Here is a 17,044-nt window from a genome sequence, read left to right on the forward strand (position 1 = left end):
GACCCACCTGATTCCATGCCGAACTCAGAAGTGAAACACAATAGCGCCGATGGTAGTGTGGGGTTTCCCCATGTGAGAGTAGGACATCGCCAGGCTCCTATTTATTTTCACTTTTTAAAAAGTGAAGACAAAAGGTATCGTTACTTGCATTAGCAATTAACAACATCATTAGTGTACTAATCTATTGATGACAATTTGTTGGAGGGATGGCTGAGTGGTCGAAAGCACCGGTCTTGAAAACCGGCAACCGTTAATAGCGGTTCTAGGGTTCAAATCCCTATCCCTCCACCACCATTGGAAAGCCCGCTGAGAAATCAGCGGGCTTTTTTCTTATCTGTTTCAAATCATTATGTATCATCCAAATATTTACACACGCACTTAATTCACCCACGGATACTGTCAGAGTTTCCTAAATCATCTCATTAGGCTGTTTGCTAACAAGGTTAATGAAGTTCTTGAATAAGTAAAATTGAGCTGATATCTGCCTACACAGTGTTAAATAAGGGATAACTTGATGTGCGGAGAAGGTTACTTACTAAGTAAACTTTATGCTATTCAGAATCTTCTGTATCAGTTGTTCGCTTAGTCGATTTTTCTTACCTTAAACTCACTCGTTAACACTGAGTCATACTCCTTTCCTATGTACTCGGTATTGAAGATACTTTTATGTTGCTCTGTCTGTTCTGAATCTATTCCTATCCATTGCGCAAATGTGTCTGAAAAGTCTCTCAAATTATATTTGACCGAATGTGTTTTTGTTTCTTGAGTATCGTCACTCATTGTTACAAACGGCACTTCTACTGCCTGCCTTGAAAAGTGTGATCCAGTACCGTGAATCAAATATGGGGGGGCATTTACAGACGTTAGGCCATGGTCAGAAAAATAAATGATTTTATATGTTTTATCATGCATCGTGAGTAGGTCTCTAAGCTTCTCTATAAAAGCCACGCCATAAGCCACTGATTTTGAATAGCATGCTAGATACTTGTTATCGGAGGCTTTTAGTGAAATTTCTTCATCAAATCTCTTACAAAAGTCATAGTGTGACCCCATGGTATGAATGAAAATGACTTTCGGTTTTTTAGTTTCTTCACGAATCGCCTTGATCACTTCTGGTAGGAGAATGTTATCGGGTTCAGCTTTATCATAAGACGTATTCTTATAATATTGGTAATGTGCCCTACTCGCGATTGCGGATACCTGTGTCTCGTATTGCCCGATCTTAGCTTGATTTGATATCCAATAAGTTTTCATTCCAGCATCATTAGCAAGATCTATCACATTTAAGTTTTTATCATGCCTGTTTACATCTAGGCTCTTTGATAATATTCGAGGGACTGAGAAATATGTAACAACGGATGGGGAAATAACACCATTAAATATGGCTGCTCCTTTTATCTTTCCATTCTCTTCGTTATACGATGGGAAGTAATTTTTAATAACAGATTCACCAATATTTACGATGTAAATATCCTTTAATACATTATTTGTATGAACATTCTCCCATTTTGAAGAGATTACTGATTTTCCCCCTTCGAGAAGAGACAGTTCATAATATAAAGAAATAGGTTTAACAACTGTAATTAAACCTAAAAAACCAAACCACACTTCATGATGGATTGTTTTTGAGTATTCTTCATTGAGGTATGTCGTCTTTTTATTATCATGTAAGCTATAAAATTTGGTGATTAATATGCTGGAAAATAATATCAACATAATTAATGAAAATGGCTTACCAACCTTTCCTAAGGTAATGTGAAATGATAAAAAAAGTAGAATGGAAAATATAATAATCTTTACATATGTTATGATGCTAATGCTTTTTATATGTTCAAGAGCTTCACCTCGATTAGACTCTAAAACCGACCCTAAGACACCTAAGTCTAAGCTTAGAGAGTTTAATCTTAAATAGAAATCAAAAGTCATTATTACCGTGAGAAGAAGAAATACAAACCTATTACCGACAAATGCTATTATAGTTGCTATACATAACATGTTTAAACTCAATATTGACAGGGTAAACCACACATTATCATCAGCCCCAGTTCTCAACAGGTAAAATGTCATGATACTTAAAGGAATCAGAGTCTTAATATCAATATTTTGTCTAGTTCTCATATGTTTTTGGGTAGCTTTTGTTATCGGCTCTTCGATGAGTGTAGTCATTGATGTATGGAGAGGCAATGTAAAGGCATACCCAAATGAACATAATAACATCCCTAATATTATCGGTAATTCTGGTGGTTTGATCGCACATGCCGGTGGGGGAATCAACGGATTAAAATATACAAACTCCTTAGAAGCGATGGAGCAATCAATTGAACATGGATTCAAGATGGTAGAGTTAGATCTACTTATCTCATCGGATGGAAGGATTGTTGCTGTTCATGATTGGAAGACTTTTCACGAAATGACAAATTCTAATAATACTGGGTCTATTAGTTCTAAAGAATTTGAATCAAAGATAATTTATGATAAATATAAAACATTAAATATATCTACAGCTATTGATATTCTAGATAAAAATGATGTGGTGTTAGTTACGGATAAAATAAAAAATCTTGCCTTGCTTTCAAAATATATAATAGATAAAGATAAATCTATTATCGAAGTATTCAGTATAGATAAATATAATGAAGCAATAGATTTAGGTTTTAATAATGTCGCATTAAATATAGATCTAAATACACCATTTATTCTTGATTGGATTGATTTGAATAAAATTAAGGCTGTGACGTATCGGGGTGATAACCTTGGCTCGCTTGGGAGTGAGTATAAGAAGGCGATAGAACTAAGCAACATGGGGGTTTCTTCCATGATCTATTCGACAAATGATTTAGACTTGGATGGTATTAAAGCTTCTGGAATCGGAAATTTTGCGTTATATGTCGACTTTGTTCTTCCATCAGATGAACTCTAAGATTGCAGGTTATCTAAAAAGCAGAGCGTCATCGCCCTGCTTTGATGTCGAATTAAATGTTCTTTGGAAATTGCTTGGTTGATGAGCTCCCGACTTGCCTATTTGGCAAGCTTAGCCTCCACTTGCCCGAGTGCGCGTTGGTACATAAACCATGCACAGGTGCCGGCAAGTACATTACCTACCATAGCGCCCCAGAATAGGCCTTCAATGCCAGCAAGCTGCGAACCAACCCATAAGCAAGGTAAGAAGAAAGCAAACAGGCGCAGTGCTGATATCGTCAAGGCTGTGTAAGACTTGCCTAATGCGTTAGAGACAGAAACCATCAGCATACAGATCCCCAAAGGCCCTAAGCTAATAGGAACGATAAGCAAGTGGTAGTTCAAGATGGCCGAGACTTCGTCTTCGCTGGTCATGAGATTTGCCAACCCGCCAGAGAACACCCAAGTTACTAGTGCGATCACCAATTGGAACCCTAATACGAACGTCACGGCAATCTTGACGAGCTTGCGTATGTTTTCTAGGTTCTTTTCTCCCAACATTCGGCCAATCATAGGTGGCATCGACATAGTTAGAGCAAGCACTGCAACAATCGAAAAGAACTCAAAACGTGAACCTAGCGCCCAAGCCGCAACGGCTGCTGTGCCGTAGCCAGCAAGCAGTTTGGTGGCGAGCATCGAAGAGACTGGTGGCAGCAGTTGACTGATCATGGCTGGCCCCATGATGTTTCCAATGGAGCGAACACTCTTGCCAATATCAAGATCGTGCCAGTCGAATGTCATCCAATGCTTATTAGTCACCTTCGGAGCAACGATAAAAATACCGGCGCCGAACGCTAAGATGGTCGCAATCGCGGCTCCGTTGATACCCATGTCGAGCGTGAAGATGAAAATCGGGTCCAATATCAAGTTGATGATACTGGTGGCGATCATCATCGAACCGGGCAGCATGGTATTACCATTTGCACGACACACGCTGTAGAAAAAGTAGAGCAGTGCACCTGTCCAAGAGCTTACAAGCCAATATATCCAGTAAGAATCAATGATCGGCAATACCGTCGGTGGTGCATCGAGGAGTTGTAAAATAGGGCCACGCAGCAGATAGATGATGACGGAGAAAAGCGCGACACTCACGCTGCCCATCGCAATGACCAATCCACCAAGCTGCTTAGCGTAGCGCGTTTCATTCGCGCCAATGGCTCTAGCGATTACCGCAGTTGTCGCGATACCTAGCCCGACCTGAATACCAATGATGATCATCTGTATTGGAAGTGTAAAACCTTGTACAGCGAGCGGTAGTACGCCCAGTTGGCCAATGAAAGCACTGTCTACAAGCTGGAAGCTCATTAGGGAAAGCACCCCAAACAGCATTGGCCATGTCATTGTATAGAGTTGTCGGCCAAGAGAAGGCGAGGGAGTTGCGGTCGTAGAATTCATAACACTCTTATCGGTCTTGAAGTTAGGCTTGTTGTGATGACAAACCTCTCAATGAAGAATTGCGTAAAGGATAACGTAAGGTCAGCTCGATACCAATAAATGTTCCCCGATCTAAACATATTACCTTTGCTTCTTCCCAGTAGGTTCGGTGCATTCGGCACTGTGACTTTATGGAAGTACCTCTCAAACCTTATTTATTTTATAGGCTTATCTAAATTGGCTAATGTAATTATCAAATCCATAAACTAATATCGTTGGAGTGAAAAGGAATTGCGAGTCAGCAAGCACAGTTTTAAATGCATATTTGAGAGGGAGCCAAAATATGCCAGGGGCAGAAGAAATACAGATCAGCCAAGAACAAGTGAGAAAGAACAAAGCCAAGGTCTTGGCGAAGATAAACCAGCAAGGGATTATGTCGCAAGGATTCCGATTGGTGAATGTCCAAGACTATAATCAAAGGTTACAGGCGCTCAGACAGAAAGTAGAAAATTTTGACTACCTGAACGCAGCGAACAAACAGCAAGACCAAGTGATACTCGATATCATGACTGAAAAAGAAAAAATTCATGACTACTTGGATCAAACATCGAGTCAGAAATTAGCCAGCGGCAACCTAGATTTTGGTTCTCGAAACCAAGTCGCCAATGCAACACTTAAGAAGAAACAACTTTTCATGATGTTTATGGAAACTGTAGAAGCGCAAGAGGCGTTAAAAGAATACGCGGTTAAAGTGGCTTCGGTGTGTAATGGAACCGTCAAACAGCCTCCGGGTGCTTATCTTGGGGTTAAAGACTTCCACGGTGCGTTAGATAAGATCACCAACCGTAAACGGCACTATGATATTGGCGATCTCAAAGACGCCGCACGTATGACAATCGTGTTTGAAACCTCACAAGATATGATCGCAGCGAAATCCATCATTGCGCTATCGACAGAATTTGACAAATTGAAACACCATCAATCAGCAATGAAAGATCGCTATGGCACCAGTAAAGGCAAAAACGCAAAGTACAACTGTGGTGCGACTGAAGCTGGATACAAAGATATAAAATTCTTTCTAGAGATGGAGAATGGACATATTGGTGAGCTTCAACTGAACACGAAAAATATGATGGTTGCGAAAAAGAACGGGCACATCATTTACGATATTCTGCGTGACGGTGGCACACTGGATAAGCCATTCACCATTACAAACTCAGAAGTGCTGGCGAAGGTCTCTCGTAATATGAATGAGAAGTGGTTCAACTTTATGAATACCCGAGTACCGAAAGCAAAGGAAGACATTGCTAAGGTACAAGCGATTGTTAACCGTCTTAATCAAAACCTCGCGAATGGAGTTAACTCATTACTCGTGAATTTGGATGATATAAAGACATTATCTAGTGTTAGCCTGTGTATATATGCGCAAGGTGATAATGCACGAGCTTTGCTCGATTAAACGTAAAAAAAGCCAGTCGCAATGACTGGCTTTGTTGACTCTACTTTTCGGTGTTTCTATTTGAGTGGCTAAGCGTTACTTATTCGCAACGTTACCAAGTTTCAACCACGTGTCGATAACCGTATCTGGGTTTAGTGAAACAGAGCTGATGCCTTGCTCCATCAACCACTCGGCTAGGTCGTCATGGTCAGATGGGCCTTGGCCACAAATACCGACGTACTTACCCGCTTTCGCCGCTGCATCGATAGCCATTTTCAGCATCGCTTTAACTGCAGGATTGCGCTCGTCGAAGAGGTGTGCCACATCGCCTGAATCTCGATCTAGGCCAAGTGTCAGCTGTGTCATGTCGTTTGAACCGATAGAGAAGCCATCGAAGTACTTCAAGAACTCATCAGCCAATATCGCATTCGATGGTAGCTCACACATCATGATGACTTTCAGACCTTGGTCGCCACGACGTAGGTTAAACTTAGCCAGAATATCGATAACCGATGCCGCTTCGCTTGGAGTACGAACGAATGGAATCATGATTTCAACGTTCTTCAGTCCCATCTCGTTACGAACGCGTTTTAGCGCTTGAGTTTCTAGTTCGAAACAGTCTTCAAATACTGGAGAGATGTAACGAGATGCACCACGGAAGCCCAGCATTGGGTTCTCTTCATGTGGTTCAAATGTTTTGCCACCTACAAGGTTGCTGTACTCGTTTGACTTAAAGTCAGACATACGCACGATCACACGTTTAGGCCAGAATGCAGAAGCGATGGTCGCGATGCCTTCTGTTAGCTTGCTTACGTAGAAATCGATTGGATCTTTGTAGCCACGAATACGTTGGTTGATTTCTGCTTTGATCTCATCCGTTTGCTCATCGAAGTTCAGCAGAGCTTTCGGGTGAATACCGATCATCTTGTTGATGATGAATTCAAGACGAGCAAGGCCAACACCTTCGTTCGGGATTTGAGCAAAGTCGAAGGCACGATCTGGGTTACCTACGTTCATCATGACTTTGGTTGGTAGCATTGGTAGCTCATCAACCTCAGAACGTTTGATTTCAAAGTCGAGTTCGCCGTTGTAAACGTAGCCCGTTTCACCTTCTGAACATGACACTGTCACGATGTCGCCATCATTTAGGCTGCTTGTCGCTGTACCACAGCCAACAATGGCAGGAATGCCTAGCTCACGAGCGATGATTGCAGCGTGACAAGTACGGCCGCCACGGTTAGTCACAATCGCGGACGCTTTCTTCATCACAGGTTCCCAGTCTGGGTCTGTCATGTCGGTTACCAGTACATCGCCTTCTTGAACCAGTGACATTTGGTCTAGTGAATCAACCAAGCGAACAGGGCCTGAGCCGATACGTTGACCGATAGCGCGGCCTTCAACCAAGACATCAGCCTTGTTGTTTAGCTCGTAACGCTCGATAACGTTTTGGTCGCTTTGAGAACATACCGTCTCTGGTCGAGCTTGAACAATGTAAAGCTTGCCGTCGATGCCATCTTTCGCCCACTCAATGTCCATCGGACGTTGGTAGTGCTTCTCGATGATCATCGCTTGTTTCGCTAGTTCTTTGATTTCTTCATCGTTCAATGAGAACTCGTTACGCTCTTGAGTATCGGTGTCGATGATATCAACTTGCTTGCCGATCTCTTGGTTGGTTGAGTAGATCATCTTGATCAACTTAGAACCAAACGTCTTTTTAACAACTGGGTAGTGACCCGCTTCTAGCATTGGCTTGTGAACGTAGAACTCGTCTGGGTTTACAGCGCCTTGTACAACCATTTCACCTAGACCCCAAGAAGAGGTGATGAATACCACTTGATCGAAGCCTGACTCAGTATCAAGCGTGAACATAACACCTGAGGAAGCTTTGTCTGAGCGAACCATACGCTGGATGCCCGCAGACAATGAAATGCCACGGTGATCAAAGCCTTGGTGTACTCGGTAAGAGATAGCACGGTCGTTAAACAGAGAAGCGAACACGTGTTTGGTCGCTTCGATAACCGCATCGATACCTTTCACGTTAAGGAAGGTTTCTTGTTGGCCTGCAAAAGAAGCATCTGGAAGGTCTTCAGCTGTTGCCGATGAGCGAACCGCAACAGACAATTCTTCGTTGCCTTCAATCAGTTCGCGGTAGTTATCACGGATGTCTTGCTCTAGTGATTCTGGGAAGGGTGCGTCTAGAACCCATTGTCGAATCGTTGCACCTGTCTTACGCAGTGCGTCAACGTCTTCAACATCAAGTTCATCAAGGAGTTGGTGAATGCGCTCATCAAGACCTTTGTAGTCAAGAAAGTTATTAAACGCATAAGATGTGGTAGCAAAACCATTAGGTACTGATACGCCAGCGTTGGCTAGGTTAGAAACCATCTCGCCAAGTGAAGCATTCTTACCGCCGACTTTGTCGACATCTTCCATGGAAAGGCCATTGAACCATAGGGTGTTATTTTGCATTTATTTCTCCAGAAACATAGCAAGCATTGTAGGGATTTAAAGGCAAACGATTACGTATCAGTTTAAAAAAATGTAAATTATTTTCTAAAGCTGTGGGGGACGTAATAGTCAGCAGGGTTTCGTTATATATATTATGGTTCCCATCCTACTCAAAATAATTTTAAACATTAAATAAAAAATGCAAATTGATATCCAAAGTCGTGATGTATTCTATGTTTCTGATGGAACGGCCATAACATGTGAGACTTTAGGGCATGTTGTTCTAGGTCAATTCCCATTCGAAGCCAATGAAAAAACTTTCCCGTTTGTCGAAAGTGAGGACAAACTTTCTGATTTATTAAAAGAGATCGAAATTTCGTATCGTGATACGGGCAACCACCCGTTGGTCTTTTTTTCGATTGTGATTCCAGACATCAAGCAGAAGCTCTTGGAGGCACCAGCGCATTGTTATGACGTGCTAGAGAGTATTGTGCAGAAAGTGCAAGACGATACCCAAATGGCCCCGGTGCCTAAGCTGCAGCGCTCACGTAGTGTTAATAAAGATTCAGTGAAGTACTTCGACCGTATTGCTGCGATTGAATACACGTTGGCTCATGATGATGGCATCACGCTGAAAGGGCTTGAAGAGGCGGATATCATCCTATTGGGTGTGTCTCGAAGCGGTAAGACACCGACAAGTTTGTATATGGCGATGCAGTTTGGCTTGCGCGTAGCGAACTATCCGTTCATTCATGATGACTTGGCGCGCTTGAAGCTGTTACCCGAATTTGAGATCTACCGACACAAGCTGTTTGGTTTAACCATTGATGCGGAAAGGTTGACTGAAATTCGAGAGAGCCGTTTAGCCGGAAGTGAATACGCGAGTGATTCGCAATGCTTGTATGAGTTGCAAACGGTAGAGTCGATGTTTCGCCGAGAAGCGATACCTTACATCAACACGTCTTCGTTATCGGTTGAAGAAATTTCAACGCGAATCTTGGAGCGAACAGGGTTGAGAAGGCGCTTGTTGTAGAAAAGACAATTGAGTCATAAAAATCGAAGCTCGTACGAACAATGTTTCGGGGAGCTTCGATTTTTCGTTTAGGCTCGTTGCTAACGACTAACGACTAACGACTAACGACTTAGCAAATTAGGAAATTAGCGAAGAAGCTTGATGCCTAACGTTTGACTCTGTTTTTCTAACCAACGCTCAAGTGCTGGTGGCCATGTGATGCTTGGTTCAACACAGAAGCCACGAAGCATTGAGAAATAGAGTGCTTGATCAACTAAAGGTAGCGATGATTCACCATTCTCTAGATCCAATAGAAGCTCTGCATCTTTCAGTAATGGGTTAATCAGTTGAACGTATTGTGGGGTCTTTTCTAAGAGCTCTTCAAAGTTAAAACCTTCGGTCTCTTTACTTGCACGCCAAGCCTCTTTGGCTCCAGCAGAGCGATATTCAGCCAAGTCGAGGTTCCACCAACGTGGGCGTCCGATCTGTTGAGTCAGAGGGAAAGCGCGGCTTTGAAAAAGCGCAGCCTGCTCAGATGGATCACGTTGCTCGTCACTTGATTTCAAATCCATGAAGTAAACAATGATGTCTAGGCTTTCAGCCATAATCGAACTGTCGTTTTTTTGTAGGACTGGCACCATCTTCTTACCGATCAGATCGATAAGGGTTTGAGCATCATCATAATCTACAGAAACAAGTTCGATGTTCAAGCCTAAAGATTGAGCGATGTAGGCAACTCTTGCACAGAAAGGGCAGTGGTCGTAAATGTAAAGCTTCATAGCTTCCCTTAGTTCAGGATATTATAAATATAAGTTAATGCTAATGTACCAGAAAGTATTACGAACATTAAGCGTCAATAAACGCTAAGTACTAATCAATGCTAAGTATTGATAAACAGCAAGCATCAACAACACACAATAAGTGTTTGGTATAAATACTCTTTCATTAATTCTATTGTCTGTTGGATTCGGCTTTACTGCAATGAGTAGACTAATGGGAAGGCTAGTGAGAAATAACGGGCACAAAAAAGGCTCTGGCGGCTCACTCTAATGCAGAAGAGTGAAGTCAGCCAAAGCCTCAATGTTGTTACCTTTAGCAGAGTGACTACTAAAAGAGCAGAGTGGTTAAACTATGCTTTTTTAAGGTCTTGTGCTGGGTAAGTAAGCGTCATTGCGCCTTCTACCGTTGTAACGTGAACGTAGCCACCACCAGCACTTAGGCCAGTCACTACCATTTCACCAAGCTCAACACCTTTTGTTGCTACAACGCGATCGTCAACTGAAAACACTTTACACACCTTCAATAAATTAAATAAATACGATAGATATCGAACGCGGATTTAAACAGATGGCACCCCAATCAACTAATCCGGTTATTTGTCGTAAAGATTAAATTTAGTTATGCATAAAACAGTATTTCTTAAAAATCAGTTTGTTAACTCATTCAGCGATGTTATTTGTCTGCCGGATAAACGACACCAACTTGTTGGCGCATCTCTGTAATTAACTTAGCAACCGTTAAAGCGCGCTGTTGGGCTTGCGTTTGTGTTGTGTTGTCTCCAGCAATGCAACTAGCAAAGGCTTGCGCCTCGTAACACATTGAATTTTCGCTTTGTGCTTGAGTGAGGTTTTCTACCGTGCCATCGCGGTAGCGGATCTTAATGTCGGTGCATTCGGCGATGTGATCGATGATGATCGCTCCTAGTTCACCTTGGATCTCACTTGGCGTATAAGAATCACTGACTTTGGAGTGCGCAAGGGTCACATCAAACTCAGGGTATTGGAAGATCGCACAGCCATGTGCGTCCACGCCAGAATCAAGCAGCTTTGCAGAAGCCTGTGCATTTTCAGGTTTGCCAAATAACGCGACTGTCGCGGCAACACAGTAGAAGCCAATATCGACCAATGAGCCGTTAGAAAAAGCTGGGTTGAAGGTGTTTGGGTTCTCGCCATTTAGGTATTTTTGGTAGCGCGATGAATACTGGCAGTAGTTGATGTGTGCCTTATGTACCTTGCCAATCTTTTCTAAACCAAGTTGAATTTGCTTAAAGTTCGGCAGAAACTGAGATTTGTACGCCTCAAACATCACCACACCGTTCTTCTGAGCGACCTCAAACATTCGGGTTGCTTCATCAATATTCGATGCGACAGGCTTTTCACAGATGACATGTTTGCCGTGCTCCATCATGAAGATGGACTGTTCGCAATGGAGTGAATTCGGTGAAGCGATGTATACGGCTTCAACCGTTTTGTCATTGGCCAATGCGTCGAGTGAGTTATACGTCGTTTCAACGTCAAACTCTTGGGCGAACTGTGCCGCACTGTCTAGATTTCGAGAGTAAACCGCAGCAAGTTGCATTGATTGAGATTCGTGAGCAGCTTGAACAAACTTTTGTGTAATCCAATTGGTTCCAATTACAGCAAACTTAATCATATAGGTGTCCAATAGTTAGTGTATTGATTCTGCAGAGATAGTAGCACTCAACGGCTGGCAATGTGCCTGAGATTTACGGAACAATTTCCCTAAACATAGTGCCTAATATTAATAATCAGCCTTCACAGAACGTCTGGGTTGACCAGTACAACGGTGCACAACCAAGTCATTTTTGCTAAGGTATTAGTGAATTCAAATAAGGTAATGATATGCAAATCCGGACTGCCAAGGTCACTGATATAAGCTCGATCTTAGAGCTCTCAGAGCAGATAAATCGTCAACATCATCTTGGTGCCCCTATGGTATTTGCGCCACCTTCGTTGGGTTTTACTGACAGTGAAGAGTACTGGTTAGGGTTGATGATCGATCCTGTAGGGGCTTTCTTCGTTGCCGTTGATGAGCAACAAGTGGTCGGCTTCTTAGCCGGGAAGGTGACACAGAACAAAGGGGTGAGCTTTATTCAGCCGCATAAGGTGGCAAGAGTGAATACGATTGTGGTTAACGATCAAGTTCAAAGCCAAGGTGTCGGTCGAGCTTTAATGAAGTCATTCAATCAGTGGGCTCAAGCGAGCGGTGCTATCGAGCTTAGGTTAGAAGTGATGGAGTTCAACCAACAAGCTCAGGGTTTTTATGAGTCGTTAGGGATGGAAACTCAATCTCGAACCATGTCCATGCGTTTTGAGGAGATTTAAGGGTGCGTTTGATTTGGCCTTTATCGTTGTGCTTACTCTTTTTTACTTCGCTCGCTTATGCGGAGAAGCTCGTCGTCGAAAAAATTGTGTCTGATGCGACTGCTATCGAAACCATTGTATTTGAGTCAGCACCTTCCCATTCTAATCGCACACCTACGTCATCGGTCACCGCGAATTCAAAGCATGTCATTGTTATGGACGATGCTCTCGAGGGGGGCTCTCAACAAAAGGTCGCCCAGCTTTCTCAACGCTCTTCACTCGATCCTTCTCAAAGCTCTTCATTAGGTCAACCTCAAAGTTCCTCTCAAGAGTTTTACACTCTACCTGACGCGTCTTCTGGCATAGACCCGTTATTGCAAGTGGTCACCTTAGTTAAAGTCGACAAATCTAAACGTAGAATGTATCTGCTCAAAGGGGAGGAAGTGGTTCAGGAATTTCGTATTGCGCTAGGTAAACAACCGAAAGGGCATAAGCGCTTTGAAGGGGACAACCGAACGCCAGAAGGGCAATACCAGCTCGATTATGTTATGGAAGAATCAGACTTCTACCGCTCGGTGCATATCAACTACCCACGATCATCAGATATGCAGTGGGCACAAAAAAATGATGTTGATCCTGGGGGCAATATCAAGATCCACGGAATCAAGAATGGTGAGCGTCGTTCACCTAGTTTTATACAAAGCTTCGATTGGACGGATGGTTGTATTGCGTTAACCAATCAAGATATGGATGAGTTCATTCAACTCGTAAAAATGGGTACCCCTATCCATATTGAATGGTAGCTATCGGTACCCAATTTCCCTGAACAATTCTCGAAAAAAACTCTCGAAAACAATTGCCGAAATCAGCGCTAGAGCCAGTTACAGTAAGACTCGACCCGCACTGAAGATAGCAATCACAATGAGCAGTGCAATCGTGACTGGCTTGAACTTCGCCCCACCAAACCTCTCAAACAATTTTGAACCGACATAGCCGCCAAACATGCTGCTTGGTAAGAGTGCTAGAGTAAGCCAGACCACATCACGATCGACTAACCCTGCGATAGAGGCCGTAACAAAGGCGCTGGAATCAGCTAGTACAAAGAACGCAATCAGGCCGGCTCTGGCAATGTGTGGTGCGACAGGACTTGCCAATGCATGCGTGCCAACCGGAGGGCCAGACATTGAAGCTGCTCCATTCATTATCCCCGCAAGGCTGCCTAGAATATAGGGAGCAAATCTAGGTTCGCTTTTGTATTGGAACCCTTTGTAGATCATGATTGCTGACGCAAAAATGAAGGCACTGATGATCAATATGATCGTGTCTTGGCTAACGGATTTGAGCAACAGCAAGCCGACGGGCGTGAAGGCCAAACAAGGGATAAATACCTTTGAAACCCATCGCCAATTTACGTGATGTTTAACCTTCGGCAGCAATTGGATATTGCCTAACAGGTCGATCAGCATGAAAACAGGAACCAGTTCGATAACAGGCACGAATAACGCACTCAATGGCAATGCCACTAAGGTGAAACCAAAACCTGAGAAGCCACGAACAATAGCGGCGAAAATGAAGATTGCACCCAAAATTGGGAAGGTTGGACTAAAAATGAGATCCATAAATTAAGTAACCAATGAAGCTGTCTAATAAGGCGAGCTAGTGAAACCAAGTGAGTAGCGGAATGTACTCCTACTCACTTGTGTTTGCTACCTAATTTTCAGGTTTTTCAGGGTTAATTTTAAAGTCTCTCGGGGGTACTTTTTCGGTATTTACGAGGTCAATTTATAGGGTTGAATTGATTCGGAAAATCAGTAAATACAGCATCTACTTTTGAGAGAAATTTGAAGCGAGACGGATCATTGACGGTGTAGCACCATGCTTGAATGTTCGCTTCGTTGAGTGTGTCAAGATCGCTCTGATCAACGTGTTCATAGTTCATGTGACAGCTGAACGCTTTGACCTCATTGATGAGCATAAGATCATCTTGAGTCAGTTGCTCTGTGATTACGCCCACTCGATATCTCGGTAAATGACGAGCCATTTCAGCAACCACCTTATGGCTGAAGCTCGAAAGTAAGACCTTATCGGTGTCTAGATTTGAGCGAATCAACTCGTCGTGCAGCAAATCAACGACATAAGGGGCTTGATGTCGGCTGTCGACTTTGATTTCGAGGTTGACGCTAAGATCATGCTGCTCAACAAGTGTGAGTAACTCTTCCAACGTCAGTATTTTTTCTCCAGCGAACTGCTCAGACTTCCAACTGCCAAAATCGAGCTGACGTAGTTCAGCAAGGGTGTGTTCATCAACTCGACCCTTGCCATCGCTACAGCGCTCAAGCGTGTGATCGTGACAAACGACCAGTTGGTCATCCTGAGTGGGCTGAATATCAACTTCAATCCATTTCAAGCCGAGTTTAGCGGCTTGTTCAATGCTTGCTTTGGTATTTTCTGGGTGAGTACCTGCGACACCCCGATGACCTACGATGATAGACGACATAATTAATCCTTCTTAAAGACGCACCGTAAAAACGCATTAAATATCAGTGTACTCGATTAAGCTAGAGCCGTCGTTAAGCTTGTCGCATCTTCGTGTGACTCCTGTGATGTGAAGTTATTTGGGTGAATGCGTTTGCCAAGATTGTCAAAAATATGCAGGTTGGATTTATCGATGCTTAGCCCGAGAGGGACGGCTTGGCACAGCGTCGTTTCGGGTGTCACTGCAATAAAGGGTTGTTCGTTCACAAGGCCATGAACCAATTGATTTGGCCCTAAAGGCTCAACCACACTGATGCGTAATTCAAGCGGCAGCGCGTTCATGACTAAGTCGGCACAAACCTCAGAGTGTTCTGGGCGAATACCAAGTGTGATGGCTGTATTTTTTACGTGGGCGTATTCGGGTAAGTACATTTGCTGGTCGCCGATTTCAAGATAGCCATCATCGAGCGTGGCAGTTAAGAAATTCATCGCTGGGCTGCCAATGAAGCTTGCCACAAAGGTACTGGCTGGCTGGTGGTAGACTTCTCTTGGAGTCCCGACTTGCTCTATCTGGCCTTTGTTGAGTACCACAATTCTGTCAGCCAGTGTCATGGCTTCAACTTGATCATGAGTGACGTAAACACTGGTCACGCCAAGCTCGCGTTGCAGCTTTTTGATTTCTAACCTCATGTGGGCACGCAGCGAGGCATCTAGGTTAGACAGAGGTTCGTCAAACAGGAACAGTTGTGGATCGCGAACGATCGCTCGCCCCATAGCAACACGTTGACGTTGACCACCAGAAAGTTTGGCTGGCTTTCGGTCTAGGTATTCTTCGATCTTCAGCGTTTTGGCGACTTTCTCAATTTTATCTTCAATAAGGTGCTGACTGACACCTCGGTTCTTTAAGCCATAAGCGAGGTTCTTATACACCGTCATGTGAGGGTAGAGCGCGTAATTCTGGAAGACCATCGCGATATCACGCAGGGCAGGTTTCTCTGTATCAACCCGACGACCACCTAAGTGTATCTCACCGCCAGAGATGCTTTCTAAACCCGCAATGGAACGCAAAATAGAAGACTTGCCACAACCAGAAGGACCCACTAAAACAAGGAACTCACCCTCATCGATATCAAGAGAGACTCCTTTGACGGCTTGATGGCCGTTTTCATACGTCTTGACCAAGTTTTTGATACCCAACATGGTGGGAGCTTTACGCGTACGATCGTGAGTGGCTTGGTTGTGCACTAGCGTCTGCTTTAGGTTTGGCATCGGGGTGTCCTCTGTATTTTTGTGGATAGCTTGGTGAGAAGGCAGGTGAGATGTCTTGTACTCATTGAGATATTGAATGCGGTTATTGTTCATTTGAGTTGTGTCGTTATTATTTTTCACTTTCTACTAGCCCTTTTACAAACCAACGCTGAAATACAACCACCACTAAAACGGGTGGCAACATGGCTAAAATCACCATGGCGAAAGCATAGTCATAGCGCGGTAAACTGGTTTCATTGATGTTGTTGAGTACTTGTTTTATGCCCATCACGATGGTGTTGTAGCCTTCATCGGTAGTCATCATGATCGGCCATAAGTATTGGTTCCAACCCACCACAAACATGATGATGAAGATCGCGGCGATCATGGTTTTAGAAAGAGGCAGCAAGATATCGACAAAGAATCGAAATGGACCTGCGTTATCTAACTGTGCGGCTTCTAACAATTCATCGGGGATGGTTTTGAAGAATTGCCTAAAAAAGAATGTCGCGGTGGCTGATGCGATCAAAGGTAGAATCAATCCTGTGTAGCTATTAAGCAGTCCAAGCCCAGCGACAACCTCATAGGAAGGAATAATGCGCACTTCTAGTGGCAGCAAAAGCGTCACGAAGATCAACCAAAACCACGCAGTGGCGTAAGGCAGTCGAAAGTAGACTAAAGCATACGCCGCCATCATCGAAATGATGATCTTACCGATCGCAAAACCTAGCCCCATGATCATTGAGTTGGCGATCATTTTACTGGCGGTGACTTCGCCACTGAAGCCCATACTCTTGTTCCAAGCTTCGCTATAAATAGCCGTAAAGTTATCGCCCGGTAGCCATTGCAGGCCTTCGCTGACAATGGTGTTCGGGTTATGCGTCGAGCTGGCAAAGATTAGCCAGATAGGGACCAACATAAACAGCATCCCAGCAATTAAAATTAGGTGGTCAGAGACCTTATTACTTTTCATAAATAACTCCTGTC

At 43.5% G+C, this 17,044-nt stretch carries 15 protein-coding genes, 1 tRNA gene and 1 rRNA gene; 7 read left to right on the forward strand and 10 right to left on the reverse strand.

The genetic code is table 11. The features are described from left to right. A 5S ribosomal RNA gene (rrf, locus tag AACR09_RS07940) occupies positions 1-95 on the forward strand; the annotation flags it as partial. 105 nt (positions 96-200) lie between these two features. Further along, positions 201-291, forward strand: a tRNA-Ser gene (locus tag AACR09_RS07945). A gap of 291 nt (positions 292-582) precedes the next feature. On the opposite strand, the gene AACR09_RS07950 is transcribed toward AACR09_RS07945, so the two are convergent. Further along, positions 583-2,166, reverse strand: coding sequence for a phosphoethanolamine transferase (locus AACR09_RS07950; protein ID WP_228010465.1), 1,584 nt, complete (start codon positions 2,164-2,166; stop codon positions 583-585). On the opposite strand from AACR09_RS07950, the gene AACR09_RS07955 reads away from it, so the two are divergent. Then, entirely contained in the window at positions 2,066-2,920 is an 855-nt protein-coding gene (locus tag AACR09_RS07955) for a glycerophosphodiester phosphodiesterase family protein (RefSeq protein ID WP_193834682.1), read from the forward strand. The two genes, AACR09_RS07950 and AACR09_RS07955, sit on opposite strands and share 101 nt — an antisense overlap. A gap of 98 nt (positions 2,921-3,018) precedes the next feature. Here AACR09_RS07955 and AACR09_RS07960 read toward each other — a convergent pair whose 3' ends face one another. Next, entirely contained in the window at positions 3,019-4,353 is a 1,335-nt protein-coding gene (locus AACR09_RS07960) for an MATE family efflux transporter (RefSeq protein ID WP_193834683.1), read from the reverse strand. A gap of 322 nt (positions 4,354-4,675) precedes the next feature. On the opposite strand from AACR09_RS07960, the gene AACR09_RS07965 reads away from it, so the two are divergent. Continuing rightward, on the forward strand, positions 4,676-5,791 hold the full coding sequence (locus tag AACR09_RS07965; protein WP_193834685.1) for a hypothetical protein: 1,116 nt from the start codon (positions 4,676-4,678) through the stop codon (positions 5,789-5,791). A 75-nt stretch (positions 5,792-5,866) separates the two neighbouring features. Here AACR09_RS07965 and ppsA read toward each other — a convergent pair whose 3' ends face one another. Continuing rightward, positions 5,867-8,239, reverse strand: coding sequence for a phosphoenolpyruvate synthase (gene ppsA / locus AACR09_RS07970; RefSeq protein ID WP_017086817.1), 2,373 nt, complete (start codon positions 8,237-8,239; stop codon positions 5,867-5,869). A 178-nt stretch (positions 8,240-8,417) separates the two neighbouring features. Here ppsA and ppsR point away from each other — a divergent pair, with 178 nt between their 5' ends. Then, positions 8,418-9,251, forward strand: a complete 834-nt coding sequence (gene ppsR, locus AACR09_RS07975) for a posphoenolpyruvate synthetase regulatory kinase/phosphorylase PpsR (RefSeq protein ID WP_102502707.1) — start codon at positions 8,418-8,420, stop codon at positions 9,249-9,251. A gap of 125 nt (positions 9,252-9,376) precedes the next feature. Here ppsR and grxB read toward each other — a convergent pair whose 3' ends face one another. The 3 genes from grxB to AACR09_RS07990 all read right to left on the reverse strand — a co-directional run bounded on the left by grxB (position 9,377) and on the right by AACR09_RS07990 (position 11,663). Next, positions 9,377-10,009 (reverse strand): glutaredoxin 2, encoded by a 633-nt coding sequence (gene grxB, locus AACR09_RS07980; protein ID WP_102566516.1) that lies wholly within the window; start codon positions 10,007-10,009, stop codon positions 9,377-9,379. A 350-nt stretch (positions 10,010-10,359) separates the two neighbouring features. Further along, positions 10,360-10,518: a hypothetical protein gene (locus AACR09_RS07985; RefSeq protein ID WP_004733064.1), complete on the reverse strand. Its 159-nt coding sequence runs from the start codon at positions 10,516-10,518 to the stop codon at positions 10,360-10,362. Positions 10,519-10,682: 164 nt separating this feature from the next. Continuing rightward, on the reverse strand, positions 10,683-11,663 hold the full coding sequence (locus AACR09_RS07990) for a Gfo/Idh/MocA family protein (protein WP_102450156.1): 981 nt from the start codon (positions 11,661-11,663) through the stop codon (positions 10,683-10,685). 209 nt (positions 11,664-11,872) lie between these two features. Here AACR09_RS07990 and AACR09_RS07995 point away from each other — a divergent pair, with 209 nt between their 5' ends. Next, on the forward strand, positions 11,873-12,355 hold the full coding sequence (locus tag AACR09_RS07995; protein ID WP_004733067.1) for a GNAT family N-acetyltransferase: 483 nt from the start codon (positions 11,873-11,875) through the stop codon (positions 12,353-12,355). Positions 12,356-12,357: 2 nt separating this feature from the next. Then, positions 12,358-13,137 (forward strand): L,D-transpeptidase family protein, encoded by a 780-nt coding sequence (locus AACR09_RS08000; RefSeq protein ID WP_193834687.1) that lies wholly within the window; start codon positions 12,358-12,360, stop codon positions 13,135-13,137. Between the two features lie 78 nt (positions 13,138-13,215). On the opposite strand, the gene AACR09_RS08005 is transcribed toward AACR09_RS08000, so the two are convergent. From AACR09_RS08005 to ugpE, 4 genes are all read right to left on the reverse strand, one after another. Then, positions 13,216-13,953: a sulfite exporter TauE/SafE family protein gene (locus tag AACR09_RS08005; protein WP_017094284.1), complete on the reverse strand. Its 738-nt coding sequence runs from the start codon at positions 13,951-13,953 to the stop codon at positions 13,216-13,218. Between the two features lie 158 nt (positions 13,954-14,111). After that, entirely contained in the window at positions 14,112-14,831 is a 720-nt protein-coding gene (locus AACR09_RS08010) for a glycerophosphodiester phosphodiesterase family protein (RefSeq protein WP_017083204.1), read from the reverse strand. A gap of 56 nt (positions 14,832-14,887) precedes the next feature. Continuing rightward, positions 14,888-16,198 carry a sn-glycerol-3-phosphate import ATP-binding protein UgpC gene (locus AACR09_RS08015; RefSeq protein WP_193834689.1) on the reverse strand — a complete coding sequence of 437 codons (1,311 nt, stop codon included), beginning with the start codon at positions 16,196-16,198 and terminating at the stop codon, positions 14,888-14,890. Further along, positions 16,188-17,030, reverse strand: coding sequence for a sn-glycerol-3-phosphate ABC transporter permease UgpE (gene ugpE, locus AACR09_RS08020; RefSeq protein ID WP_012601047.1), 843 nt, complete (start codon positions 17,028-17,030; stop codon positions 16,188-16,190). The genes AACR09_RS08015 and ugpE overlap by 11 nt, the downstream gene beginning before the upstream one ends. Between the last annotated feature and the right edge of the window lie 14 nt (positions 17,031-17,044).

This window comes from Vibrio sp. OPT20 (assembly GCF_963889365.1).
GTDB lineage: Bacteria > Pseudomonadota > Gammaproteobacteria > Enterobacterales > Vibrionaceae > Vibrio > Vibrio splendidus.